General features: G+C 70.3%; 18 protein-coding genes. 9 read left to right on the top strand and 9 right to left on the bottom strand.

Annotation, left to right across the window (positions count from 1 at the left end):
- Positions 1–36: 36 nt before the first annotated feature.
- Complete coding sequence (galE, locus tag AC5WRT_RS23045) at positions 37–1,017, top strand: UDP-glucose 4-epimerase GalE (RefSeq protein ID WP_496100563.1); 981 nt, start codon at positions 37–39, stop codon at positions 1,015–1,017.
- A 244-nt stretch (positions 1,018–1,261) separates the two neighbouring features.
- On the opposite strand, the gene AC5WRT_RS23040 is transcribed toward galE, so the two are convergent.
- A complete protein-coding gene (locus AC5WRT_RS23040; protein WP_496095502.1) occupies positions 1,262–1,888 on the bottom strand; it encodes a TetR/AcrR family transcriptional regulator in 627 nt (208 codons plus the stop codon).
- 200 nt (positions 1,889–2,088) lie between these two features.
- Between AC5WRT_RS23040 and AC5WRT_RS23035 the strand changes: the two genes are divergently transcribed.
- The 4 genes from AC5WRT_RS23035 to AC5WRT_RS23020 all read left to right on the top strand — a co-directional run bounded on the left by AC5WRT_RS23035 (position 2,089) and on the right by AC5WRT_RS23020 (position 7,837).
- Complete coding sequence (locus tag AC5WRT_RS23035) at positions 2,089–3,003, top strand: ABC transporter permease (RefSeq protein ID WP_496095503.1); 915 nt, start codon at positions 2,089–2,091, stop codon at positions 3,001–3,003.
- The gene (locus AC5WRT_RS23030) at positions 2,996–3,820 is read left to right on the top strand and encodes an ABC transporter ATP-binding protein (RefSeq protein WP_496095504.1); all 825 of its coding nucleotides are present in this window, start codon (positions 2,996–2,998) and stop codon (positions 3,818–3,820) included. The genes AC5WRT_RS23035 and AC5WRT_RS23030 overlap by 8 nt, the downstream gene beginning before the upstream one ends.
- 148 nt (positions 3,821–3,968) lie before the next feature.
- Positions 3,969–6,176 (top strand): CDP-glycerol glycerophosphotransferase family protein, encoded by a 2,208-nt coding sequence (locus AC5WRT_RS23025; protein WP_496100562.1) that lies wholly within the window; start codon positions 3,969–3,971, stop codon positions 6,174–6,176.
- Positions 6,173–7,837 carry a glycosyltransferase family 2 protein gene (locus tag AC5WRT_RS23020; protein ID WP_496095506.1) on the top strand — a complete coding sequence of 555 codons (1,665 nt, stop codon included), beginning with the start codon at positions 6,173–6,175 and terminating at the stop codon, positions 7,835–7,837. Before AC5WRT_RS23025 ends, AC5WRT_RS23020 begins: the two co-directional genes overlap by 4 nt.
- 126 nt (positions 7,838–7,963) lie before the next feature.
- Here AC5WRT_RS23020 and AC5WRT_RS23015 read toward each other — a convergent pair whose 3' ends face one another.
- From AC5WRT_RS23015 to AC5WRT_RS23005, 3 genes are all read right to left on the bottom strand, one after another.
- Positions 7,964–9,475, bottom strand: coding sequence for a hypothetical protein (locus tag AC5WRT_RS23015; RefSeq protein ID WP_496095507.1), 1,512 nt, complete (start codon positions 9,473–9,475; stop codon positions 7,964–7,966).
- Positions 9,456–9,935: a GtrA family protein gene (locus tag AC5WRT_RS23010; RefSeq protein ID WP_496095508.1), complete on the bottom strand. Its 480-nt coding sequence runs from the start codon at positions 9,933–9,935 to the stop codon at positions 9,456–9,458. The genes AC5WRT_RS23015 and AC5WRT_RS23010 overlap by 20 nt, the downstream gene beginning before the upstream one ends.
- Positions 9,936–10,072: 137 nt before the next feature.
- Positions 10,073–15,013 (bottom strand): NAD-glutamate dehydrogenase, encoded by a 4,941-nt coding sequence (locus AC5WRT_RS23005; protein ID WP_496095509.1) that lies wholly within the window; start codon positions 15,011–15,013, stop codon positions 10,073–10,075.
- Positions 15,014–15,738: 725 nt separating this feature from the next.
- On the opposite strand from AC5WRT_RS23005, the gene AC5WRT_RS23000 reads away from it, so the two are divergent.
- A complete protein-coding gene (locus AC5WRT_RS23000) occupies positions 15,739–16,305 on the top strand; it encodes a DJ-1/PfpI family protein (RefSeq protein WP_496095510.1) in 567 nt (188 codons plus the stop codon).
- A 25-nt stretch (positions 16,306–16,330) separates the two neighbouring features.
- On the opposite strand, the gene AC5WRT_RS22995 is transcribed toward AC5WRT_RS23000, so the two are convergent.
- Both AC5WRT_RS22995 and AC5WRT_RS22990 read right to left on the bottom strand, forming a co-directional pair.
- On the bottom strand, positions 16,331–16,999 hold the full coding sequence (locus AC5WRT_RS22995) for an HAD family hydrolase (RefSeq protein ID WP_496095511.1): 669 nt from the start codon (positions 16,997–16,999) through the stop codon (positions 16,331–16,333).
- A gap of 81 nt (positions 17,000–17,080) precedes the next feature.
- Positions 17,081–17,593, bottom strand: a complete 513-nt coding sequence (locus tag AC5WRT_RS22990) for a DUF6912 family protein (RefSeq protein WP_496100561.1) — start codon at positions 17,591–17,593, stop codon at positions 17,081–17,083.
- 332 nt (positions 17,594–17,925) lie between these two features.
- On the opposite strand from AC5WRT_RS22990, the gene AC5WRT_RS22985 reads away from it, so the two are divergent.
- The gene (locus AC5WRT_RS22985) at positions 17,926–18,450 is read left to right on the top strand and encodes an Rv3235 family protein (protein WP_496095513.1); all 525 of its coding nucleotides are present in this window, start codon (positions 17,926–17,928) and stop codon (positions 18,448–18,450) included.
- A gap of 89 nt (positions 18,451–18,539) precedes the next feature.
- Here AC5WRT_RS22985 and secA read toward each other — a convergent pair whose 3' ends face one another.
- Entirely contained in the window at positions 18,540–21,350 is a 2,811-nt protein-coding gene (gene secA, locus AC5WRT_RS22980; protein WP_496095514.1) for a preprotein translocase subunit SecA, read from the bottom strand.
- A gap of 252 nt (positions 21,351–21,602) precedes the next feature.
- Here secA and AC5WRT_RS22975 point away from each other — a divergent pair, with 252 nt between their 5' ends.
- Positions 21,603–22,175, top strand: a complete 573-nt coding sequence (locus AC5WRT_RS22975) for a GNAT family N-acetyltransferase (protein ID WP_496095515.1) — start codon at positions 21,603–21,605, stop codon at positions 22,173–22,175.
- 49 nt (positions 22,176–22,224) lie between these two features.
- Positions 22,225–23,400, top strand: coding sequence for a winged helix-turn-helix domain-containing protein (locus tag AC5WRT_RS22970; RefSeq protein WP_496100560.1), 1,176 nt, complete (start codon positions 22,225–22,227; stop codon positions 23,398–23,400).
- A 16-nt stretch (positions 23,401–23,416) separates the two neighbouring features.
- Here the strand turns inward: AC5WRT_RS22970 and AC5WRT_RS22965 are convergent, their stop codons facing one another.
- A complete protein-coding gene (locus AC5WRT_RS22965; protein ID WP_496095517.1) occupies positions 23,417–24,160 on the bottom strand; it encodes a response regulator in 744 nt (247 codons plus the stop codon).
- Between the two features lie 206 nt (positions 24,161–24,366).
- Positions 24,367–25,056: a ribosome hibernation-promoting factor, HPF/YfiA family gene (gene hpf, locus AC5WRT_RS22960; protein ID WP_496095518.1), complete on the bottom strand. Its 690-nt coding sequence runs from the start codon at positions 25,054–25,056 to the stop codon at positions 24,367–24,369.
- Positions 25,057–25,219 lie beyond the last annotated feature (163 nt).

Genomic DNA, 25,219 nt, shown 5'->3' with positions numbered 1-25,219 from the left:
CGGTCGCACGGGCCGACTGACGAGGAGACGGCCGCAATGACCTGGCTGATCACCGGCGGTGCCGGATACATCGGGGCACACGTCGTACGGGCGATGACCGAGGCGGGCGAGCGCACGGTGGTCTACGACGACCTGTCCACGGGCATCGCCGAGCGCGTGCCGGCGGAGGTTCCGCTGGTGCGGGGCTCCGTGCTGGACGCGGACCGGGTGGCCCGCACGCTCGCGGAGCACGAGATCAGCGGGGTCGTGCATCTGGCGGCGAAGAAGCAGGTCGGCGAGTCGGTGGAACGCCCGCTGGACTACTACCGGGAGAACGTCGAGGGTCTGCGCACCCTCCTGGAGGCGGTGACGCGGGCGCAGGTGCCGTCGTTCGTCTTCTCTTCCTCGGCCGCCGTCTACGGCATGCCGGACGTCGACCTGGTGACGGAGGAGACCCCGTGCCTGCCGATGTCCCCCTACGGCGAGACCAAGCTGGTCGGGGAGTGGCTGGTGCGCGCGACGGGCCGGGCGACCGGCCTGTCCACGGCCTCCCTGCGCTACTTCAACGTGGCAGGCGCGGCCTCCCCCGAACTCGCCGACACCGGTGTGTCCAACCTCGTCCCGATGGTCTTCGAGAAGCTCACCGAGGGCGCGCCGCCGCGGATCTTCGGCGACGACTACCCCACGCCGGACGGCACCTGTGTGCGCGACTACATCCACGTGGTCGACCTGGCCGAGGCCCATGTCACCGTCGCCCGTGCCCTGGCCTCCTCCCCCGGCACCGACCTGACGCTCAACATCGGCCGCGGCGAGGGCGTGTCCGTCCGCGAGATGATCGACCGCATCAACGCGATCACCGGCTACGCCCGCCCCCCGGCCGTCACCCCCCGCCGCCCCGGGGACCCGGCACGCGTGGTCGCCTCGGCCGCCCGCATCGCCACGGAACTGGGCTGGCACGCGAAGTACGACGTCCAGGACATGATCACCTCGGCCTGGGAGGGCTGGGTACACCACCACCCGGAGGCGGCACGGTTCTAGGGCGTGTTTCGAAAGTCCCGTCTGCCGCGCCGGTACGAGGGCCTGGGGCCGGCATGCCGAGAGCACGCACCTGACGCCGCGCGGCCGCCCTTCCAGCAACGACGCGAATTGCCGGACAGGTCCTCCAGGCCGCGCGGCGGCTCCTCGCACGACCCGCACAGCTGCGGGCCGCCCCGTCGGCGCGGGCGGGGAAACCGCCCCCGCCCAGCGCCGGCACCACGCACCGCTCGGCGCCGGCACCCCCTCACAGCGCCTTGAGCGCCCCCGCCGTGGCCCGGGCCAGGTTTTCCAGGTAGCCCTTCGGCAGCTTCGGCGAGCGGATCACCACCGCACGCCAGTACAGAGGGCCGGAGATCAGGTCGAGGGCGAGGTCGGGGTCGACGCCCGCGCGGACCTCGCCCCGTTCCTCCGCCGCCGCCACGATCTTGCTGGCCACGCCCTCCTGGCCGTCCCGCAGGGCCTTCTGGAAGGCGTCGGCGATGTCGGGGTTGCGGGCCGCCTCCGCCTGGAGGTCGGGGATGATCTGCGAGGCGACCGGATGGCGCAGGGCACGGGAGGTGACCTCGTAGAGCAGGCGCAGGTCGCCCTCCAGGGAGCCCGTGTCGGGCACCGGCAGCCCCAGCACCGCCATCGCCGAGACGACGTCCAGCACCAGGTGCAGCTTGGAGCGCCAGCGCCGGTACACCGCGGTCTTGCCGACGCCGGCCCGCCGCGCGATGCCCTCGATGGACATGCGGGCGTAGCCCACGGCCGCGAGCTCTTCGAAGACCGCTGCCCGGATGGCCTCGGTCACATCCTCCCGGAGTACGGCGGCCCCGGCGGGCGTCCGGCGGCGCGGGCGCGTCGTGGGCTCGTCGGCGTTCGTCGTCATGACCCACAGCATAGGCCGTTACGACGAAACGGTTGCGTTCCGACGTCGATTGGTTCTACGCTCCCGATGCGACGATACGGTCCCGTTCCGACGTAAGAGAACGTGAAGAGAAACGTAAGGAAACGTCGGATCGCGTGACCGGAGCGCCCCGGCTGCCGGCCGGGCCGCGGCATCCCCTCCCCCGAGCGAAAGCAGCGGATGTGAGCCAGGTCCTCGACACACCGCCCCCCACCCAGGCCCCGGCCGACGACGATCTCGCGGCGCTCGCCGCCCGGCACGGCCTGTCGGTCAGCGGCGCCCGCCCGACCCTGCCGGAGTACATCCGCCAGCTGTGGGCCCGGCGGCACTTCATCACCGCCTTCGCCACGGCCAAGCTCACCGCGCAGTACAGCGAGGCCAAGCTGGGCCAGGTCTGGCAGGTCATGACCCCACTGCTGAACGCGGCGGTCTACTACTTCATCTTCGGCGTGCTGCTCGGCACAAAGAAGGGTGTCCCGGACTACATCCCCTTCCTGGTCACCGGCGTGTTCGTGTGGACGTTCACACAGAGCTCGATCCAGGTGGGCACCCGCGCGATCTCCGGCAACCTCGGCCTGGTGCGCGCCCTGCACTTCCCGCGCGCCGCCCTGCCGATCTCCTTCTGCATCCAGCAGCTCCAGCAGCTGCTGTTCTCGATGGCCGCGCTGGTCGTCATCCTGCTGAGCTTCGGCCTGCCGGTCACCCCCGGCTGGCTGCTGGTGATCCCGACGCTGATCCTGCAGTTCCTGTTCAACGCGGGCACGGCGATGATCATGGCGCGGATGGGCGCCAAGACCCCGGACATCGCCCAGCTGATGCCGTTCGTGCTGCGCACCTGGATGTACGTGTCCGGTGTCATGTGGAGCATCGGCAAGCTCACCAAGAAGGACCACCTGCCGCACATCGTCACGGTCCTGCTGGAGAGCAACCCGGCCGCGGTGTACATCGACCTCATGCGCTACGCGCTGATCAAGAGCTTCCACGCCAAGCAGCTCCCCCCGCACGTCTGGGCGACGGCCACCGGCTGGGCCCTGGTCGCCGGCATCGGCGGCTTCATCTACTTCTGGAAGGCTGAGGAGAAGTACGGCCGTGGCTGAGCAGACCCCCACCGAGAGCATCCCCACCGTCATCTGCGACGGCGTCGACATCGTCTACCGCGTCAACGGCACCGGCGCGGGCCGCGGCTCCGCCACCGCCGCCCTCAACCGCATCCTGCGCCGCAAGCAGGCCGAGAAGGCGGCCGGCGTGCGCCGGGTGCACGCGGTCAAGAACGTGTCCTTCATCGCCTACAAGGGGGAGGCGATCGGCCTCATCGGCACCAACGGATCCGGCAAGTCGACGCTGCTGAAGGCCGTCGCCGGGCTGCTCCCCGTCGAGAACGGACACATCTACACCAACGGCCAGCCCTCGCTGCTCGGCGTCAACGCGGCCCTGATGAACGACCTCACGGGTGAACGCAACGTCCACCTCGGCGGTCTCGCCATGGGCATGTCCCGCGAGCAGGTCCGGGAGCGCTACCAGGACATCGTCGACTTCTCCGGGATCAACGAGAAGGGCGACTTCATCACCCTGCCCATGCGCACCTACTCCTCCGGCATGGCGGCCCGGCTCCGGTTCTCCATCGCCGCCGCCAAGGACCACGACGTGCTCCTCATCGACGAGGCCCTGGCCACCGGTGACCGCCGGTTCCAGATGCGCTCCGAGGAGCGGATCCGCGAACTGCGCGAGCGCGCGGGCACGGTCTTCCTGGTCAGCCACAACAACAAGTCGATCCGCGACACCTGCGAGCGGGTCCTGTGGCTCGAGCGCGGCGAGCTGCGCATGGACGGGCCGACCGAGGACGTCATGAAGGAGTACGAGGCCTTCACCGGCGACAAGGGCGACAAGAAGGCGGACGGTAAGAAGGCGGCGTAAAAGTTGCCGGAAAGGAAACCCCGGACTACGGAACCCCATCTTCCTTTCCGGGCGTCTCTTACTCCACGTGCGGTTATCCCTTTCATCCGCTTAGTGACAGTATGTTATGAAGGCTGTCCACGCCGACCAACCGAAGGAGTCCACTGCGATGCCCCAACTCAGCGTCATCGTCTACGGACCGAACGCACAGGGGCATCTGACAGAGCTGCTGGATTCCCTGGAGTCCCGGCCGCTGCCCGACGCCGAGGTCATCGTCGCCGCGGTCGGCGACTGGGCGCTGGAGACGGCCGAGGGCCACGCACCCGAGACCGTGGTCGTACCGCTGCCGGAGGACACCTCCGACGCGGCGGCCCGCGCCGCCGGTGCCGCCCGCGCCACCGGCCGCTGGCTGCACTTCGTCCACGCCAAGGACAGCCTGCCGGCCGGTGCCCCCCGGCAGATCGCCGAGCGGACCGCCGAACTGGACGCCGCCGGCGCCGAGGACGCCGACGTGCTCCTCTTCGACCATGTCAGCACCACCTGGCAGACCGCCGGCACCCCCTCCCGCGACGGCCGCCTCCTCGCCGCCGTCGGCCGCGAGAGCCTCCCCCTGGACGGGGCCGCCGACCTGCTGCGCCTCACGCAGATCCTCGGCAACCGCGCCCTGCGCGCCGGCTTCTGGCGGGCCCACGAGGAGCAGTTCACCACCGACGACGAAGCACAGGCCGCGCACGCCGTCCTGCTGCACGCCGGCCACGTCGCCTGCCTGAACCAGGTGGCGTACGACAACCGTGAACTGCGCCCCGAGAGCCTGCCCCCGCTCGCCCCCGAGGACCGCTTCGCGCTGATCGAGCGCTACGAATCGCTGCTCGCGCTCGTCAAGGACCGCCACGCCGCCCGCGCGGTGCTCTACGACCTGATGATGCGCGACCTCGTGCGCACCTTCGCGGGCGAGAACCTGCCCGACGCGGTGGCCCGCGAGTTCTTCCGCCGTGCCTCCCTCGCCGCGGTCCGCTGGCGCCCCGGGAACCACGAGCGCCCGGCCGGCGTGGAGGGCGTGCGGCACGCCCTGCTGGAGGAGGGCGCGTACACCAAGTACCGCGCGTTCCAGGCCGCCAACCGCACCCGCCGCGCCGCCAAGAAGGCCGTACGGAGCCGCAAGAAACAGGTCGGCACCAAGCTCCGCGACCAGCAGTACCGGCGCGCCCTGAGCCGCCCGGTCGACGACAACCTGGCCGTGTTCGCCGCCTACTGGGATCGCGGCGTGGCCTGCAACCCGGCCGCGATCGCCGTCAAGCTCACCGAACTCGCCCCGCACATCCGCCAGGTGTGGACGGTGTCGAAGGAGAACACGGCGCTGCTGCCGCCCGGCACCGACTTCGTGGTCCCCGGCACCCGCCGCTACTGGGAGACGCTGGCCACCGCCAAGTACCTGACGAACAACGTCAACTTCCCCAACGCGGTGGTCAAACGCCCCGACGCGATCCACGTCCAGACCCACCACGGCACCCCGCTCAAGCGCATGGGCCTGGACCAGATGGAACACCCGGCCGCCTCCAAGGGCCTGGACTTCGCCGCCCTGCTGGCCCGCATCGACAAGTGGGACTACAGCGTCAGCGCCAACAGCCACACCACCCGCATGTGGGAACGCGCCTACCCGGCCCGCTACACCTCCCTCGACTACGGCTATCCGCGCAACGACGTCTTCTACACGAGCGGCGCGGAGGAGGTCCGCGCGGCCCGCGAGCGTCTCGGTATCGCCCCGGGCAAGACGGCCGTGCTGTACGCCCCGACCCACCGCGACTACGAGGCCGGCTTCACCCCGCGCCTGGACCTCGCGGCCTTCGCCGACCGGCTCGGCGAGGACACCGTGCTGCTCGTGCGCGCCCACTACTTCTACGGCGGCGCCGCCTCCCCGCTGACCGGCCTGCGCCGCTCCGGCCGGATCATCGACGTCTCCTCCTACGACCCCGTCGAGGAGCTGTGCCTGGCCGCCGACGCGCTGGTCACGGACTACTCCTCGATCATGTTCGACTACGCCAACCTCGACCGCCCGGTCGTCGTCTACGCCGACGACTGGGAGACCTACCGAACCACCCGCGGCGTCTACTTCGACCTCATGACCGACCACCCCGGCCAGGTCGCCCGCACCCAGGAGGAGCTGACGGAGATCTTCGCCTCCGGCGCCTGGCGCGACGAGAGCGCGGCCAAGGCACGGGCCGCTTTCCGGCGCCGCTTCTGCGAGTACGACGACGGCCGTGCCGCCGAACGGGTCGTACGACGGGTGTTCCTGGGCGAACCGGAGGAGTCGCTGCCACCGGTGATCCCGCTCGAGGAACGCACCCCCGCCCCGACCCCCGAGGAGGCCTCGGCATGACGACCCCCGACGTGACGGTGACGGTCATCGTCTACAACGACGCCGCCCGCCTTCCCCGGGCGGTCGCCTCGCTGCGCGCGCAGACGCACGCGAACATCGAGATCATCATCAGCGACGACCACTCCACGGACGACACGCCCGCGGTGGCGCGCCGGCTGGAGTCGGAGGACTCCCGCATCCGCTACCTCCGCCTGCCGGAGAACAGCGGCGGCTGCAGCGCCCCGCGCAACCGGGCCATCGAGATCGCCCGGGCGCCGTACCTGATGTTCCTCGACAGCGACGACGAACTACCGCCCCGCGCGGTCGAGTTGCTGCTCGCCGCGCACCGCGAGCGCGAGGTGGACTTCACCATGGGCGCGGTGCAGCGGCACCGGGTGGACACCGGGCGCCGCACGACGTGGATGCAGAACCTGTTCGCCGAGCGGCGCACGGTGGAGAGCATCGAGTCGGAGCCGGACCTGCTCTTCTGGCCGCTGTCGACGAACAGGATGTACACCGCCGACTTCCTGAACCGTCACAACCTCCGTTTCCCCGAGGGCGTCCACTACGAGGACCAGCTGTTCTCGATCCAGTCGTACTGTCTGGCGAAGACTTTCACGATCATCCCGGACCCCGTGTACGTCTGGTACATCGAGCCGTTCGCGGCGGCGGACGAGGCCACGATCTCCAACCAGCGGCACAAGATCTCCAACGTCGAGGACCGCATCCGCGTGCACCGGATGATCGACGACTTCTTGGTGGAGAGCGGACACACCGGGCTGCGCGAGGACAAGGACTTCAAGTTCCTCAAACACGACTTCAGGTTGTACGCGGGCGATCTGCCCTACCGGGACGACGAGTGGCTCCAGGCGTTCGCCGACATCATGAACCCGTACCTGGAGACGCTGTCCGACGGTGCGTACGTCCGTCTGCCCCGGCAGGAGCGGGTGGTCCTGGAGCTGCTGCGGCAGGGCCGGTTGGAGGAGACCAGGCTCGCGGCCCGCGGACTCGGACACGAGGTCGCTCCGCGCCAGGTCACGTCCGACGCCTCCGGTGTCCCGTACTGGGGTGACGAGGTTCCCCCGACCGACCGCGCCCGCCGTGAACTGGCCGTGTCCGACCTCGAGCTGGACACGCGTCCGTTCCCGAGCGCGCTGTTCCGGCACGAGATCACGGAGCTGACGCCGGGCCCCGGGGCCTGTCTCACCCTGGCCGTCCGCACGTACGACCCGGGCCTGCGCCTGCCGGTCGGCCCGCAGCGCGCCGGCCTGATCCTGTCGCCGGGCAACCGCCGTTTGACGGTGCCCTTCCGGCTGGACCCGGTCAGCCCTGGTGTCTTCGAGGGCACGGTCCGCCTGGACCTGAGCGAGGCCCCGCTGCCCCTCCAGGGCTTCGAGGGCGTACGGCACCCCCTGGTCCGGCTCCAGCAGCAGGGCCTGTCCAACCCCGGTCTGCTGCTGGCCCCGCTGACCTTCCCGACCCTCAGGGCCCGCATCGAGTACCGCTCCGGCGCGGCGCCGCACGAGCTGACCATCGAGCCCGAGGGCCGCAACCCCGGCCGCATGCAGTTCCGCTGGCGCCCGGTGGGCGTGACGGCCCATGTGATCCGCCCGGTCGTCCGGAAGGTAGCCCGCCCCCGCGTCCGCAAGGCGGCGAAGCTGCTCTCGAGCGTGCTGCGGTAAGAGAGCAGCCGCCCTCGAGGCGCCGTCGTTCCTGAAGGGGCCGCGTGGCTGTGCCGCGCGCCCCTTCAGGTGTTTCTCGCCCCGGCGCCCGGCCGGAGGCGGTGAGCGCCCCCGCTCACCGCCAGCTCATCGGACCACTCGGTACAGGACCTGGGAAGCCGGGCCGACCTTCACCTCGCGAAGTCCCGGTCCCGCCAGGCCTCTGGGACCCACGACCCACTTCACGTCGTACTCCCGCAGAATCCCGGACCGCCCCGAAGCGGACGTCCCGGCGGCGAAGTACCGCGTCACCGCCGCCTCCCGACGCCCCGCGTCCCGCAGGAACACATCCGGATACCCGGGCGCCACGGTGTACGCCCCGTACGCCGGAATCTGCCGCGCGGGGAACTCCCGGGCCATCACGACGTCCCCGTACTTCACCCAGGGCGTGATCCAGTGGTAGCCGACCCACGGTGTCCGGTACTTCGCGGCGACGGCGGACGGCAGCGCGCCGCGACCCGTCACATAGCCGAGGGTGCCGACCTGCGTCCACGCCCCGACGAGCAGCGCGGCGCCCAGCACGCACGCCCAGCCCACCCGCACGGCCCGCCGCCCGGCCGACACGACCTCCAGCGCGGCGGCGAGCTGCGCCGGGACGAGCGCGGCGGGCAGGGCACGGCCCCAGGAGTAGTGGCCGCTCAGCCCGCCCGCGGCGAACACCAGCACGCCCAGCACGAAGAACAGCGCCAGCGGATCCCACCGGTCGCGCCGGAAGCGCAGCACCAGCGCCGCCACTCCGAGCAGCACCAGGCCGAACCGCGCGGGCAGATGGTCGTACAGCGGCTTGTGGATCGCCTCCAGATCCGCTCCGGCGGAGAAGAGGGAGAAGAAGTCGTAGTACGGCCACAGCCAGAGCAGCAGCACGCCCAGGGCCAGTGCGCCGGCCAGGCGCAGCAGCACCGGCCGGGGCGGGCGAGCCGCGATCACCGTCGCCAGCGCGCCGAGGGAGGCCACGACTCCGGTGAACTGGTGGCACAGCAGGATCAGGGCCCACAGCACGCCGAGCCACAGCCACCGCCCCCACGTCGCCTCCTCGTGTGCCGCGCGCGTGAGCCAGGCCCAGAAGTGGAAGGTGAGGCCGAGGGCGAACACGCTGGGGTACGAGACCGTCAGCGCCAGGGAGTTCAGGCCCAGGAAGCCGGACCAGTTGAACAGCAGCGTGCCCCACAGGAAGAGCAGGCTCAGCAGGGCCAGGGCGGGGGCCGCGCGGTGCACGGAGAAGGTGCGGACGTACCGCCACACGCCGGTGACCAACAGGGTCAGGCCGGTCAGCGCGGCGAGCCGCAGCACCACGAACACCGACAGGCCGGTCAGCTTGGCGACGGTGCCCAGGACCAGCATCCACGGCGAGTAGTAGGGGCTCGGTGTGTCGGCGTCGACCAGCGGGTTGCCGGGGTGGGCCAGATGGTGGCTCAGGCGCTGGATGGTCGCCGCGTGCATGCCGAGGTCGCCCGCCCAGGGCAGGCGGACGATCACCAGGAGCAGCAGGACCACGACGAGCGCCGCGGCCGCCTGCGGCAGTGCTCGGCCGGCGCGCGCCGCGCCCGTCGGCGGTTCGGTGCGGCTCACCGGCTCGGTCTCAGACGGTGCGGTGTGCATCCTGCTGGAACACCCAGGTGCGGTAGACGAGGAAGCGGAACGCGGAGGCGAGCACGATCGACAGTGCCTTCGCCACATTGGACTCCAGCACGCTCTGCAGGCCGAGACCGTGGTAACCGATCCAGAACAGACCGATTTCCATCACGACACCGAGGCCGCTGAAGACGAAGAACAGGATGATCTGTGCGCGGGTGCGCGAGGCCCGGTCGCGATAGGCGAAATAGCGGAAGCCCAGGTAATTGGTCGCCATCGCGATACAGCTGGCCAGGACGGTCGCGGTCATCGCCTGCCAACCCAGACCGTGCAGCAGCACGTTGAAGATCAGGAAATTGACGAGGACACCGCTGCCGCCGACGAGCCCGAATTTCACGACCTCCAGCACGACCCGGGTGGCGGGCCGCCGGGCCGGAGCCGGCGCGGGGGGCGCTGCCGGGCGCGTCTCGGTGAGTTGAACAGTCACAGCGCAGACCCTATCCGAAACCCATCGATTAGCAGGAAACGGTAAATTCGTTGATCTTTTTTGACTAATCCTCGGCAAGAAACGGAACGCCCCGGGCCGATTCCCCGTCGGCCCGGGGCGCCCGCACCCTCGTGCGGCTACGAATGCGTGCGCAGCAGCGTCCGCATCGTCCGCATCGCCACCGAGAGGTTGGCGAGGTCGAACGTCTCCGAACTACGGATCTCCTCCAGGGTGGTGCGCGCGCGGCTCAGGATGGGCGCGTTCTTCTGCTCCCAGGCCTTGAAGCGCTGCTCCGGCGTGGAGGTGCCGTTGCCGACCGCGAGGACGTCCGCGGTGAGCGCCGCGTGTGCCGCGTACAGGTCCTCGCGGATGGAGGCGCGGGCCATGGACTGCCAGCGGTCGTTGCGGGGCAGCTCGATGATGCGGTCCATCAGCTGGGTGATGTTGAGCCGGTCGGCGAGGTCGTAGTACACCTCGGCGACGTCCAGCGGCTCCTTGCCCATGCGGTCGGCCACCGACACGATGTCGAGCGCCGGGAAGGCGGAGGAGAACCCGGCCACGCGCGTGGCGAGTTCGTCCGGGACGCCGGCCGCGGACAGCTCGTCGTACACGTGCTGGTACCACTCCAGGTCCCCGCCCCTGAGCAGCTTCGGCAGCTCCTGCCAGACCCGCTCGACCCGCTCGGCGAAGAACTCGACCGTCTCGGCGAGCTGCAGCGGCTGCGGCCGGTTGTTGAGCAGCCAGCGCGTGCCGCGTTCGACGAGCCGACGCGAGTGCAGCCGGATCCGGGTCTGCACCGCGGCGTCGACCTTGTTGTCCAGGTCCTCCACCGCGTCCCACACCGGTGCCGAGAGGAAGATCGCGCGGGCCGCGGTCTGCGCCCGGACGATCTCCTCCAGGGAGGCCCCGGTCTCCTCGCGCAGCCGGTGCAGATAGGTCGTACCGCCCGTGTTGACCGTGTCGTTGACCAGCACGGTCGTGGTGATCTCACGGCGCAGCGGGTGGTTGTCGATGGCCTCGGCGAACCGCTCGCGCAGGGCGGTCGGGAAGTACGCGTGCAGCAGGCCGCGCAGGTACGGGTCGTCGGGCAGGGTGGTGTGCAGCAGCTCCTCGGCAACCGTGATCTTCGTGTACGCCAGGACGACGGCGGTCTCCGGGCCGGTCAGCCCCTGCCCCTGGGCGAGCCGCTCGCGGATCTGGCGGTCGGTCGGCAGGAACTCCAGCGCCCGGTCCAGGTGGCCCTCGCGCACCAGGTGGCGGATGAACCGCTGCTGGGCGTGGAGCATGTCCTTGGCCTGGAACAGGGCGTTGGCCAGAGCGGTGTTCTGCGCGTAGTTGTTGCGCAGGACCAGCTCACCGACCTCGTCGGTCATCTCGGCGAGGATCTTGTTGCGCTGCTTGACGGTCATGTCGCCGTCCGCGACCAGGCCGTTCAGCAGGATCTTGATGTTCACCTCGTGGTCGGAGGTGTCCACGCCGGCGCTGTTGTCGATCGCGTCGGTGTTGATCTTGCCGCCGTGCATGGCGAACTCGATCCGGCCGAGCTGGGTCAGGCCCAGGTTGCCGCCCTCGCCGACGACCTTGACCCGCAGGTCGCTGCCGTCGACCCGGATGGCGTCGTTGGCCTTGTCGCCGACGTCCGCGTGCGACTCGGCCGACGACTTCACGTACGTGCCGATGCCGCCGTTCCACAGCAGGTCCACCGGCGACCTCAGGATGGCCTTCATCAGGTCGGCCGGGGTCATCTTGGTGACCTTGTCCTCGATGCCGAGGGCCTCGCGGATGTGGGCGTTGACCGGGATCGACTTGGCGCTGCGCGGGAAGATCCCGCCGCCGGCCGACAGCAGCTCGGTGTTGTAGTCGGCCCAGCTGGAGCGGGGCAGCTCGAACAGCCGGCGGCGCTCGGCGTAGGAGGTGACCGCGTCGGGGGTCGGGTCGATGAAGATGTGCCGGTGGTCGAAGGCGGCGACCAGGCGGATGTGCTCGGACAGCAGCATGCCGTTGCCGAACACGTCACCGGACATGTCACCGATGCCGACGACCGTGAAGTCCTCGGACTGCGTGTCCACGCCCAGCTCGCGGAAGTGCCGCTTCACGGACTCCCACGCGCCGCGCGCGGTGATGCCCATGCCCTTGTGGTCGTAGCCGGCCGAGCCGCCGGAGGCGAAGGCGTCACCGAGCCAGAAGTTGTACTTCTCGGCGACCCCGTTGGCGATGTCGGAGAAGGTGGCGGTGCCCTTGTCGGCCGCGACGACCAGGTAGGTGTCGTCGCCGTCGTGCCGGACCACGTCCTGCGGGGGCACGACCTCGCCGGCGACCATGTTGTCGGTGATGTCGAGCAGCGCCGAGATGAACGTCTTGTAGCTGGCGATGCCCTCGGCCAGCCAGGCGTCGCGGTCCACGCTCGGGTCCGGCAGCTGCTTGGCGACGAAGCCGCCCTTGGCGCCGACCGGCACGATGACGGTGTTCTTCACCATCTGCGCCTTGACCAGGCCGAGGATCTCGGTGCGGAAGTCCTCACGCCGGTCGGACCAGCGCAGACCGCCGCGCGCGACCTTGCCGAAGCGCAGGTGGACGCCCTCGACGCGTGGCGAGTACACCCAGATCTCGTACGCCGGGCGCGGCGCCGGCAGGTCCGGAATGGCCTGCGGGTCGAACTTCATGGAGACGTAGTCGTGCGGCCTGCCGCCCTCCGCCTCCTGGAAGAAGTTCGTGCGCAGGGTCGCCTTGATCACGGTGAGGAAGGAGCGCAGGATCCGGTCCTCGTCCAGGCTCGCCACCTGGTCCAGGGCCGCGTCCAGCTCCTCCAGCAGGGCGTCCGTGATCTCCAGGCCGGCCTTCTGCCGGTCCGGCGACATCCGCGCCTCGAACAGCGAGATCAGGAGGCGGGTGGTGTGGACGTTGTTGCGGAGGGTGTCCTCCATGTAGTCCTGCGAGAAGGTGGAGCCGGCCTGCCGCAGGTACTTGGCGTAGGCGCGCAGCACCATGGCCTGCCGCCAGCTCAGCCCGGCGCTCAGCACCAGGGCGTTGAAGCCGTCGTTCTCCGCCTTGCCGGTCCAGGTGGCGGCGAAGGCCTCCTGGAAGCGCTCGCGGGCGTCGTCGCCGAGGTACTCCCCGGCGGCGCCGGCCGCCTTGGGCATGCGCAGACCGAAGTCGTAGATCCAGGCGGTGGTGCGGTCGGCGCAGCGCAGCTCGTACGGCCGCTCGTCGGTGACCTCGACGCCGAGGCGGCTGAGCACCGGCAGCACCTTGGACAGGGAGACGGTGCCGCCCTTCTGGTAGATCTTGAACCGGCGCTCCTCCGGTCCGGCGCCCACCGGCTCGTACAGGCTCAGGCTGAACGTCTTGTCCTCGCTGAGCTGCTCCAGGTGGACCAGGTCGGCGACCGCGGCGCGCGGGGTGTGGTCGGCCTTGTAACCCTCGGGGAAGGCGTTGTTGTAGCGGCGCAGCACCTCGGCCGCGCGCTCCTCGCCGCACTCGGCGGTCAGCGCCTCGGCGAACGCGTCGGCCCAGGACCGGGCCGCCTCGACCAGACGGGCCTCGATGCGGTCCCGGTCGGCGTCCGACAGCTGGGGCAACTCGGTGCCCGGCGGGACGCGGACGACGAAGTGCAGCCGGGAGAGGATCGACTCGGTGTTCCAGGCGGTGAAGTCGACGCTGACGCCGCCGAGCTCCTCCTTGAGGATGTCGATGATCCTCAGCCGGACCCCGGTGGTGTAGCGGTCGCGCGGCAGGTACACGAGGGCCGAGTAGTAGCGGCCGTACTCGTCCTGGCGCAGGTAGAGCCGCAGCCGGCGCCGCTCCTGCAGGTAGAGAACGCTCGTGACGATGGACTGCAGTTCGGCGGCGGGCGTCTGGAACAGCTCGTCGCGCGGGTAGGTCTCCAGGATCTGCAGCAGGTCGCGGCCGTCGTGGCTGTGGGGCGAGAACCCGGCGCGCTCCAGCACCTCGTCGACCTTGCGGCGGATGACCGGGACGCGACGCACGGACTCGGTGTAGGCGGCGGAGGAGAACAGGCCCAGGAAGCGGCGCTCGCCGACGACATTGCCGTCCGCGTCGAACTTCTTGACGCCGATGTAGTCCAGGTACGACGGCCGGTGCACGGTGGCGCGGCTGTTGGCCTTGGTCAGCACGAGCAGCCTGTGCTCACGGGCCTTGGCGCGGGCGTCGGCCGGCAGTCGCTCGAAGGAGGGGCTGACCGGATGCTTCTCGTCCTCGGCGTGGTGCGGGTCCGAGCGCAGTATGCCCAGGCCGGTGCCGGGGACGGCGGCCAGCGTGTCGTCCTCGCGCAGCTGGTACTCGCGGAAGCCGAGGAAGGTGAAGTGGTCGTCGGCGAGCCAGCGCAGCAGCTCGCGGGCCTCCTCGGCCTCGGCCCCGGGCAGGTCGCCGGGAAGGGGCTCGCTCTGCAGGCCGTCGGCGAGGCGGGTCGCCGCGTCCCGCATCTTCTCCCAGTCCTCGACGGCCTCGCGAACGTCGTTCAGCACGCGCAGCAGGTCGGCGGTGATCTGCTTCAGGTCGGCGCGGTCGGTCTCCCGGTCGATCTCGACGTGGATCCAGGACTCGAAGTGCGCGTCGTGCGGCAGGTCACCGCTCGGCGGGGTCGGCAGGACCTCGATCAGCCTGCCGGTCAGGTCACGCCGGACGACGAACTGCGGGTGGACGACGACGTGGATGCCGCGTCCGCGCCGGGTCAGCTCATTGGTGACCGAGTCGACGAGGAAGGGCATGTCGTCGGTGACGACCTCCACGACCGAGTGACTGCAGGTCCACCCGTTCTCCTCCACGGTCGGGGTGTGGACCCGCACGTTCGCCGTGCCCTGGGGGCGGTTCTCGGCGAGACGGTAGTGCGAGACCGCGGCACCGAAGACGTCGACCGGGTCGCGGTCGGTGAGGTCTTCCGGGGCGGTGTGCAGGTAGTAGCGCTGGAGGAACGCGAGCACGGACTCGCTGTCCGGGGTGCCCGGGGAGCCCTCGCCCGCGGTCCCGGTCGGTAGGTACCCCCCGACCGGGCTGTTCTCAGCTACCCGGGCAGCCCTCTCGAGCAGCTCGGCCTTTGCTTCGTCCAGCTTGGTCTGCATTGTCCTCTGACTCCTGTCGCGCGCCGTTGCGTGACGTAGAAGGAAGTACGGTCTCTTTCCCTCCGGCTCGACGCCACGGCCCGGGGTCTCCGGTCCGCATCGACGCTATGCCGCGAGGTGAGATGAGCGGGGGGATTTCAGCCATTCTCGATACGCCCGTCGGGTGTGACGCTGCTCTCGGCACCGCCGACTCCGGGGGTGTCCTCGGCGTCCAGGGAGCTGCGACGGCCCCGTCCCGCCCGCGAAGACCAGCGACCGCCGCCCGGTCACGGAGGTGCTCCGTGCAACCCGGGCGCAGGGCAGGGGCGGCGTTGCCCCCGCGAGATATCGCGCTGATCACGCCACAAGGCTATCGCTCCTCACCCGGGGCCCGTCATGAGCCGTATGTGTACAAAACCGGGGGGTGAAGTTTGACGTTCTGCACAGGGGTGGGGTGGGCCGTGGTGACGTATCCGGAGGGTGGTGACGCATCCGGGGTTGCCCGGTCGCGCCGGGCGGAGCGCGCCCGCACTCTGAGAGCAGGACGCCCTGCCACCCCGCGGGTGCCGGCGCCGGGACGGCGGACGTGGGCCGGAACGGCGACGGCCCTCTTGGCAAGCACGCCCGGTGTTGGCACGTTGCCGGAGACAGCGAGTCCCGCGCAGGAGCACACGGAACGCACGGACGGCGCGCGGGCAGTGCGCACAGGCCGTGGCAGGAGAACCGGAGCACCCGGAGGAGCCGACATGCCCACGAAGATCCTGATCGTCACCGGCGATGCGGCGGAGTCCCTGGAAGTCCTCTACCCGTACCAGCGCCTTCGCGAGGAAGGATACGAGGTCCACATCGCGGCCCCGTCCCGCAAGACCCTCCGCTTCGTCGTCCACGACTTCGAAGCCGGCTACGACACCTACACCGAGAAGCCCGGCTACACCTGGCCCGCCGACCTGGCCTTCGCGGACGTGGACCCCGGCGCGTACGCGGCCCTCGTCATCCCCGGCGGCCGGGCACCCGAGTATCTGCGCAACGACCCGGAACTGCGCAAGATCCTCAAGGCGTTCTTCGACTCCGACCGGCCGGTGGCCCAGATCTGCCACGGCCCCCTGCTCACCGCGGCGATCGACAGCCTGCGCGGCCGCCGGGTCACGGCGTACCCCGCACTGGAGCCGGACATGCAGGCCGCCGGAGCGAGCTTCCAGGACGCCGAAGCCGTGGTCGACGGCACCCTCGTCTCCTCCCGGGCCTGGCCCGACCACCCGACCTGGATGCGCGAGTTCCTGAAGGTGCTGCGCTCCAAGGCACCGGTGAGCTGAGACCGGGCGGCGGAGGCGCTCTCGGCTACGCCGCTATGCGCTGGGCCTCCTCCACCGCCTCCGCCAGTGTGTCCACCACCGGCACGCCCACTGCCTCGAGGCTGGCCCGGCCGTGCGACCCCCCGGTGTACAGCACGGCCCGCGCTCCCACCCCCCGCGCCGCGACGGCGTCGTCCGCCGCGTCCCCGATCACGACGGTCCGGGCAGGCTCCACCACCCCGCTCAGCGCCGCCAGGTGCCGGACCATGTGCTCGGCCTTGCTCCCCCCGGACGGTCCCGTGCGCCCGTCGACCCGGAGGAAATGCGTCTCTATCCCGAAACCCCGCACGAGCGGCACCAGTTCCTCGTGCACGTACATGCTCAGCAGCGACTGGCTGTGGCCCGCCGACCGCCACCCCGCGAGCAGTTCCTCGGCCCCCTCGGTCAGAGCACACCGCGCTCGGTGCTCGGCGTAGTACCGGTGGAAGACCGCGTCCATCAGCTGCCACTCGGCATCGGTCGGCAGCCGCCCGATCAGCCGCTCGTAGAACTTCGGCACCGGCACGCAGTACAGCGCCCGGTACTGCTCCAGGGTGATCGGCGCCAGCCCCAGCTCGGCGAAGGCCGCGTTCGTCGCCCCGATGATCGCGTCATTGTCGTGGAACAACGTGCCGTTCCAGTCCCAGACGATGTGCGCGCTTTCGTGCATCCCCATGCCAAAGACCGTACCCGGCCCCACTGACAACCGCGTCGGCCGGCGACTGCGCCCGGCCGGCTCCGGGCGACGCGGGGGGGGTCAGGCCTGGACGATCAGGTTGGGGATCTCCTGCGTGGCATACCACAGCAGCTCATGGTCGTCCGCGCCGTCCACGACGAACTGCGCGTCGTCGTCCCCGCCGTCGGCCGCCTCCAGCGCCTCCGCCGCCGCGGCCACGTCCCGCGCCGCGTCTTCGGCGTCGACGTGCACCGCTGCCGCCTCGGCGAGCGGCACGGCAGCCGTCACGGCCACCTCACCGAGCGCGGACGGATCGAGCCCGCGGTCCGGGTCCACGCGCACGGCGCCGTCGGCCACGTCCACGGCGACCACGACCCGGCGCCGTACCGCACCCGGATCCGCCGCCAGCAGCCGCAACGACGCCAGCGCGGCCCGGGTGAGCGCCGCGTACTCCAGTTCCTCGATGTCCTCCGACAGGTACCACTCGCGCAGCGCGGGGGTGACGGCATACGCGGCGAAGGGGCCTGTCCCCAGCTCGCCGGTCTTGTGCGCCTCGGCGAGACCGGGGAGGGTCAGGGGGACGTAGACACGCATGCTGGCCGCTCTTTCCTGCTCAAAAGGCTCCGCTGGGGCCCCCGGGAAGGCCGACTGCCGCGTCTCCCGGAGAACCCTCAGGATACGCGTGCGGCCGTCCCCTTTCGGGTCTGTGCCCGCACCCCGGGAGCCGTCCACCGCGTGCCCGGCATTCACCCGCCACGCCCGCCACGCCTCGGGGCCCGGCGGCCCCCGCCTCCCTCGGATAGGTGAACCCGTCCGGCCCGGCCGCCACGTCCTCGCCTTCCTTGCCACTCCCTTCCCGGCCCCGTACAAGATCCCCACCAGCGAGTTACCGCCCGGTACGTCCGGGCCCGCCGAACGGGGACGCCATGAAAAAGGTCATGAGCCGCACCACGCCCGGGGCGACGAGCCGCACCCCGCACCCGCGCCACCGCCCGCCCACCCGGCACGACACCCGTCGTCCGGGCGGTGCCCCGCCCCGCAAGCCGCCGATCGGGAACCAGCGCCAGATGCCACCGGCCACACCGGACAGCGCGAGCCCGGCCCGTACGGCGCCGGTGGCCGTCCTGCCGCCGCCACGCCCCACAGACCTCTTCGCCGACCGTCTGCTGGCCGTCCTGAGCGGTCAGCGGCCCGTCCACTGGATGCTCCGGCACACCACCGGCCGGGCCTACGACGAACTGGCCCGCCTCGCCGAACGCAGCCCTCTGCGCACACGCGGAACCCGCCCGGTCGTCCGCGACCTCGGCTACTACGTCCCCAGCGAGGGCGCCCTCGAGGTCTTCGCCCGCATCGCCGCGGGCGACCGGCTGCGCGCCCTGGCCTTCCGCCTGGAGCGCGGTCAGGACCTCCGCTGGCGCTGCACGGCCGTGGAGACCGGTCCCCGCCCGTAGTCCGAGCCCCTGCCCGGAGCAGTGAGCGGAGAAGGGCCGGGCCCCGAAAGGAACCCGGCCCTTCTCAACGGCCACTGAACGGCGGCGCGTCACTTCTTGCGGCGTCGGCCGCCCTTCGCCTGCCGCCGCCGCTCGGCCCGCGTGAGACCGTCCGCCTCGGAACGCACCGGCTCCTCGTCCTCGAGGTCGCGCTCCACGATGCCGCCCTCACCGTCCACGGTCGGCGCCGAGAAGTGCAGGTCCCTGCGCTGCGGAACGTCCAGCCCCTTGGCCCGGATCTCCGGCCGCGCCCCGGCCTGCGCCGGAACCGTGTCCTGGACACCCTCGCCGGCCGACTCCAGGGCCTCGACCGGGACTTCCTCGACCTGCTGCTCGACCTGGACCTCCAGGTTGAACAGATAGCCGACGGACTCCTCCTTGATGCCCTCCATCATCGCGGTGAACATGTCGAAGCCCTCGCGCTGGTACTCGACCAGCGGGTCCTTCTGCGCCATCGCGCGCAGTCCGATGCCCTCCTGGAGGTAGTCCATCTCGTAGAGGTGTTCGCGCCACTTGCGGTCGAGGACCGACAGCACGACCCGGCGCTCCAGCTCCCGCATGATCTCGGAGCCGAGCTGCGCCTCCCGGGCCTCGTACTGCTCGTGGATGTCGTCCTTGATGGACTCGGAGATGAACTCGGCGGTCAGACCGGCCCGGTCGCCGGCCGCGTCCTCCAGCTCCTCGATGGTGACCTTCACCGGGTACAGCTGCCGGAAGGCGCCCCACAGCCGGTCCAGGTCCCAGTCCTCGGGGAAGCCCTCGGAGGTCTCCGCGTGGACGTACGCGTCGATGGTGTCGTCCATGAAGTGCTGGATCTGCTCGTGCAGATCCTCGCCCTCCAGCACGCGGCGCCGCTCGCCGTAGATGACCTCGCGCTGCCGGTTGAGGACCTCGTCGTACTTCAGAACGTTCTTACGGGTCTCGAAGTTCTGCTGCTCGACCTGCGACTGCGCGGACGCGATCGCGCGCGTGACCATCTTGTTCTCGATCGGCACGTCGTCCGGCACGTTGGCCATGGACATCACGCGCTCGACCATCTGGGCCTTGAACAGGCGCATCAGGTCGTCACCGAGGGAGAGGTAGAAGCGGGACTCACCGGGGTCGCCCTGACGGCCGGAACGGCCGCGCAGCTGGTTGTCGATACGACGCGACTCGTGCCGCTCCGTGCCGAGGACGTAGAGACCGCCGAGAGCCTCGACCTCCTCCTTCTCGGCCTTGACCGCCGCCTCGGCCCGCTCCAGCGCCGCGGGCAGGGCCGCGGCCCACTCCTCGATGTGCTCCTCGGGGTCGAGGCCACGCTGACGCAGCTCCGCCTCGGCGAGGTCCTCGGGGTTGCCGCCGAGCTTGATGTCGGTACCACGACCGGCCATGTTGGTGGCCACGGTCACCGCGCCCTTGCGGCCGGCCTGCGCGACGATCTGCGCCTCACGCTCGTGGTGCTTGGCGTTCAGCACCTCGTGCTGGACGCCGCGCTTGCTGAGCTGCTGCGAGAGGTACTCCGACTTCTCGACGGAGGTCGTGCCGACGAGGATCGGCTGGCCCTTCTCGTGCTTCTCGGCGATGTCGTCGACGACCGCCTCGAACTTGGCGACCTCGGTGCGGTAGATCAGGTCCGACTGGTCCTTGCGGACCATCGGCTTGTTGGTCGGGATCGGGACCACGCCGAGCTTGTAGATCTGGTGGAACTCGGCGGCCTCGGTCATCGCCGTACCGGTCATGCCGGAGAGCTTCTCGTAGAGGCGGAAGAAGTTCTGCAGGGTGATCGTGGCGAGGGTCTGGTTCTCGTCCTTGATGTCCACCCCTTCCTTCGCCTCGATCGCCTGGTGCATGCCCTCGTTGTAGCGGCGGCCGGCGAGGATACGGCCGGTGTGCTCGTCGACGATCATGACCTCGCCGTCGATGACGACGTAGTCCTTGTCGCGCTTGAAGAGCTCCTTGGCCTTGATGGCGTTGTTCAGGTAGCCCACGAGCGGGGTGTTCACCGACTCGTAGAGGTTGTCGATGCCCAGCCAGTCCTCGACCTTGGAGACGCCGGACTCGTGGATGGCGACCGTGCGCTTCTTCTCGTCGACGTCGTAGTCGCCGGTCTCCTCGACGCCCTTGAGCGGGTTGCCGGCCTCGCCGCGCTTGAGGCGGGTGACCAGTTTGGCGAAGTCGCCGTACCACTTGGTGGCCTGGTCGGCCGGGCCGGAGATGATCAGCGGCGTACGGGCCTCGTCGATGAGGATCGAGTCGACCTCGTCGACGATCGCGAAGTTGTGCCCGCGCTGCACCAGCTCGTCCTTCGACCACGCCATGTTGTCGCGCAGGTAGTCGAAGCCGAACTCGTTGTTCGTGCCGTAGGTGATGTCGCAGTTGTACTGCTCGCGGCGCTGTGCCGGGGTCATGCTGGCGAGGATGACGCCGACGTCCAGGCCCAGGAACTTGTGGACGCGGCCCATCATCTCGGAGTCGCGCTCGGCCAGGTAGTCGTTGACCGTGACGATGTGGACGCCGTCACCGGACAGGGCGTTCAGATACGCGGGCAGGGTGCCGACGAGGGTCTTGCCCTCACCGGTCTTCATCTCGGCCACGTAGCCGAGGTGGAGGGCGGCGCCGCCCATCAACTGCACGTCGTAGTGCCGCTGGCCGAGTACGCGCTTGGCCGCCTCGCGGACGGTGGCGAACGCCTCCGGGAGCAGGTCGTCCAGGCTCTCACCATCGGCGTACCGCTGCTTGTACTCATCGGTGAGGGCCCGCAGCTCGGCGTCGGAGAGGTTCACGAAGTCCTCTTCGATGGAGTTGACCTGGTCCGCGATGCGGTGCAGCTTGCGCAGGATCTTGCCTTCGCCTGCACGCATGATCTTCGAGAGGACGGACACGGGGGTTTGTCTCCTTGCCGGTCGGGCCTGGGACGGTCGGTTTCCGTTTGACTTACTGAGCAACGGCCATCGTATGCGAGGACCCGGCTGGGCCGGGAGGCCCGGCGCCCCGACGACTGCCTCATCCAGGACAACGCACGGGGCGCGCCGATAGTGCCGCGGCCGGGCGGGGTATTGCGCGAATCGTGATCACATGATCACGTACAGCGAAAAACGTTGGCCCGACCGGGGGACGGCGAGCACAATCAGCCGATGGAACCCGTCACACTCACCACGAAGCGCCTGCTCCTGCGCACGGTCGGCGCGCACGACACCCAGGCCGTGTACGACGCCGCGCAGGACCCGGACATCCAGCGCTGGACCACCGTGCCGTCGCCGTACCTGCCCGAGCACGCGAGCGGCTTCACCGAGCAGATGGTCCCGGACGGCTGGGCGCAGGGCTCGATGTTCACCTTCGGCGTGTTCCTCGACGGCGGGGAACTCGCCGGCATGCTCAGTCTCACCATGCGCTCGCTCGGCGTGGCGGAGGTCGGCTTCTGGGGGGCCAAGGAGCATCGCGGCCGCGGTTACGTCACCGAGGCCACGCTCACCGCCTGCCGGTGGATCTTCACCGAGGTCGGCGTCGACCGGGTCGAATGGCGCGCCGAGGTCGGCAACCACGCCTCCCGCGCGGTGGCCGAGCGCGCGGGTTTCACCATGGAGGGCACGCTGCGCTCCGCGATCAACAACAAGGGGGTGCGCCGGGACTGCTGGGTCGGATCCCTGCTCCCCTCGGACCTGGGGCTGCCCTCCACGGCGCCGTACCTGCCCGCGAGCGTGCAGTGAAACCGCAGGTCACACCGCATTGTCAGTGCCACCTTCTATCGTCCGGGGCATGACGACCCTTCCGCGCCCGACCACCACGCTCACCGCGGACGACGCCCGCCGTATCGCCCTGCGGGCCCAGGGCCTCCTCGGCGCGCCCGACCGGCGGGCCGGCGTCCGCGGCGTGCTGCGCCACCTCGGCGCGGTCCAGCTCGACACGATCTCGGTGCTCGCCCGCTCCCATGAACTCGTGCCGTACGCCCGGCTCGGCGCGGTCGGCCGCAAGGCGGTCGAGGCGGCGTACTGGGAGGGCACGCGCGCCTTCGAGTACTGGTCCCATGCGGCGTGCGTCCTGCCCATCGAGGAGTGGCCGTACTTCGCCTTCCGCCGCCGCGCCTACCGCAACCGCCCGCACTGGAACCACGAGCTGCCCGCGGGTGTCTACGACCAGGTCATCAAGCAGCTGCGCGGGGAAGGCCCGCTGACGTCCACGGAACTGGGCGGCGCGAAGAGGACGAGCGACTGGTGGGACTGGTCCGGCACCAAGGTCGCGGTGGAGCGCGCGCTGATGTACGGCGAGGTGGTGTGCGTCGAGCGGCGCGGCTGGAAGCGGGTGTACGACCTCGCCGAGCGTGCCGTCCCGAACACGTTGCTGCACGACGAGCTGGACGACACCGAATGCCTGCGGCGCCTGGTCCGGCTGGCGGGCGAGTCCCTGGGGGTCGGCACGCGCGCGGACATCGCCGACTACCACCGCCTCAAGGGTGATCAGGTCGACGCGGTGATCGCCGACTCGGGTCTGGTGCCGGTGGAGGTCGAGGGCTGGGGAAGGCCGGCCTGGGCCGACCCGGCGGCGCTGGCGACACCGCCGCGCGGCCGGCACCGGACCACGCTGTTGTCGCCGTTCGACTCACTGATCTGGGAGCGGGCGCGCACCGAGCGGATCTTCGGCTTCACCCATCGCCTGGAGGCGTATGTGCCCAGGCGGAAGCGGGTGCACGGCTACTTCGCCATGCCGGTGCTCGCGGGCGGGCGGCTCGTCGGGCGGGTCGACCCGGCGCGCGAGGGGCACACGCTGGTGGCCCGTCAGGTCACCCTGGACGACGTGAAGGCGGCCCCGGCGGTGGCTCAGGCCCTGCTCGAGGCGGCGACCTGGGTGAACTGCACGGACGTCCGGGTGGAGCGGGTCGACGCCCCGGCTCTGCGCGAGCCTGTGGCCCGAGAGCTGGCCCGCGCCCTCGCCTAGGCAGGCACGGCGGCGGCTAGCGGATCTCGAGGATCTTCTCCCGCATCGCGTAGACCACCGCTTCCATCCTGGAGTGCAGCTGAAGCTTCTCCAGGATGTTGCGGACGTGGTTCTTCACGGTGTTCTCGGAGATGAACAGCTCCTTGGCGATGTCCCGGTTGTTCATCCCGGTGGCGACGAGCTTGAGAACCTCCAGCTCCCGGTCGGTCAGCCGCGGCGCGGGCACCAGCCGGCGCTCGTCGGTCCGCTGGATCATCGACTTGAACTCGGTGAGGAGCTTGGACGCCATGGACGGGCTGATCTGCGACTGCCCGTCGGCCACGGCACGGATGGCGGTCGCCACCTCGTCCGTGGAGATCTCCTTGAGGAGGTACCCGGTCGCGCCCGCCTTGATCGCGTCGTAGAGGTCGGCCTCCTCGTCGCTGATCGTCAACATGATGATCTTGGCACTGGGTGCGACCTCCTTGATGGAGGTGCATGCCTCGATACCGCCGCGCTTGGGCATGCGGACGTCCATCAGCACGATGTCGGGCAGCAGGTCGGCGGCCTTGTCCACGGCCTCGGCACCGTCGCCGGCCTCGCCGACGACCTGGATGTCCTCCTCGGCCGCGAGCACGATCTCCAGGCCACGCCGGAAGAGGGCGTGGTCGTCCACGACCAGGACTCTGATCGGCTCCGCTCGTACGGAGCCCGCTTCAGGGCCCGTGCCGATGACACCGTCGTCATCCTCGTCCCGCATCGGTCCGAAGGTGTCCGCCATCGTTCCTCCCCCTGAGGCTGTGGCCTGTGGTCCTGCGCCATCGCCAACCCAAGGCAGCGGCCAACCGGTTGGGCCGGTCCGGCCATGATTTCATGCCCCGGCGACACCGAGGTGACGGGCGAGGCGTGAACTGGTCGCACACAGGTGCCCCTGGGGGCGCACACGCGCTTCCAGGGGCACCGGCTCGCGTGGGGCCGCCGGGTCGGTCAGCCGCCCAGCGTGCCGCCTGCGGCGGGAGGCTGGGCCTCGGCGACCATCGGGTCCGTGCTGAGGTGGATGACGCCGTAGTCGTAGGCGTGACGCCGGTAGACGACGCTCGGTTCCTTCGTCTCCGCGTCGACGAACAAGTAGAAGTCGTGGCCGACCAGTTCCATCTCGTAAAGCGCCTGGTCGAGGCTCATCGGGGCGGCGACATGGGTCTTCTCGCGGACGACGAGCGGGCCTTCTCCCTTGACCTCCAGCGAACCGATCCTCTTCGTCGGCACGTCGTCCGTCTCCTCCCCGACGGGGAGGCCGCTACCGTTCAGCGTCGCAGCGCCCGGAACGTGGTCGGGAACCTCGGCCGCCGAGATCCGGCGTGCGCCTCGCCGGGAGAAACGCTTGTCGTGCTGCTTGCGCAGCCGGGCGTCCAGCTTCTCCGCCGCCAGGTCGAGTGCCGCGTACGGGTCGCTCGCCGCTGCCTCCGCCCGGATCACCGGACCGCGGGAGCGGAGCGTGATCTCCACCCGGTCACAGCGGTCGGCCTGTCGGGGGTTGGGCTCCTTGGACACCTCGACGTCGAGGCTGATCACCTTGGCATCGAGCCTCTGGATCTTCTCCAGCTTCAGCTTCTCGGCCACGTGCTTGCGGAACCGCTCGGGCACCTCGGTCTTGCGGCCCTTGACGACGATGTCCACGCAGAACTCCGTTCCCGGATCGCTCCGCTCGGTCGGCGGAGCATCTCCCTTTCGCACCAGGTCCGGTGAGCACCGGACCTCGGACTCGGTGACTTCCACCTCCTCCTCCCCCACGGGCGAGATCTCCACCCCACCGGCCCGGGTGATTGCCCAAAACCCGCGG

It is taken from the genome of Streptomyces sp. NTD91 (assembly GCF_059510455.1).
The sequence above is the reverse complement of the archived record's forward strand: the minus strand, read 5'-3'. Positions and strand labels throughout refer to the sequence as shown.

What these genes read in the sequence shown, in the direction of transcription:
- AC5WRT_RS23005 (WP_496095509.1), bottom strand. Translation starts at nt 15,013, where the DNA reads ATGCAGACCAAGCTGGACGAAGCAAAGGCCGAGCTGCTCGAGAGGGCT.
- AC5WRT_RS22975 (WP_496095515.1), top strand. Translation starts at nt 21,603, where the DNA reads ATGGAACCCGTCACACTCACCACGAAGCGCCTGCTCCTGCGCACGGTC.
- AC5WRT_RS22970 (WP_496100560.1), top strand. Translation starts at nt 22,225, where the DNA reads ATGACGACCCTTCCGCGCCCGACCACCACGCTCACCGCGGACGACGCC.
- AC5WRT_RS22995 (WP_496095511.1), bottom strand. Translation starts at nt 16,999, where the DNA reads ATGGGGATGCACGAAAGCGCGCACATCGTCTGGGACTGGAACGGCACG.
- AC5WRT_RS22965 (WP_496095517.1), bottom strand. Translation starts at nt 24,160, where the DNA reads ATGGCGGACACCTTCGGACCGATGCGGGACGAGGATGACGACGGTGTC.
- AC5WRT_RS23020 (WP_496095506.1), top strand. Translation starts at nt 6,173, where the DNA reads ATGACGACCCCCGACGTGACGGTGACGGTCATCGTCTACAACGACGCC.
- AC5WRT_RS22990 (WP_496100561.1), bottom strand. Translation starts at nt 17,593, where the DNA reads ATGCGTGTCTACGTCCCCCTGACCCTCCCCGGTCTCGCCGAGGCGCAC.
- AC5WRT_RS22985 (WP_496095513.1), top strand. Translation starts at nt 17,926, where the DNA reads ATGAAAAAGGTCATGAGCCGCACCACGCCCGGGGCGACGAGCCGCACC.
- AC5WRT_RS23040 (WP_496095502.1), bottom strand. Translation starts at nt 1,888, where the DNA reads ATGACGACGAACGCCGACGAGCCCACGACGCGCCCGCGCCGCCGGACG.
- AC5WRT_RS23000 (WP_496095510.1), top strand. Translation starts at nt 15,739, where the DNA reads ATGCCCACGAAGATCCTGATCGTCACCGGCGATGCGGCGGAGTCCCTG.
- galE (WP_496100563.1), top strand. Translation starts at nt 37, where the DNA reads ATGACCTGGCTGATCACCGGCGGTGCCGGATACATCGGGGCACACGTC.
- AC5WRT_RS23015 (WP_496095507.1), bottom strand. Translation starts at nt 9,475, where the DNA reads ATGCACACCGCACCGTCTGAGACCGAGCCGGTGAGCCGCACCGAACCG.
- AC5WRT_RS23025 (WP_496100562.1), top strand. Translation starts at nt 3,969, where the DNA reads ATGCCCCAACTCAGCGTCATCGTCTACGGACCGAACGCACAGGGGCAT.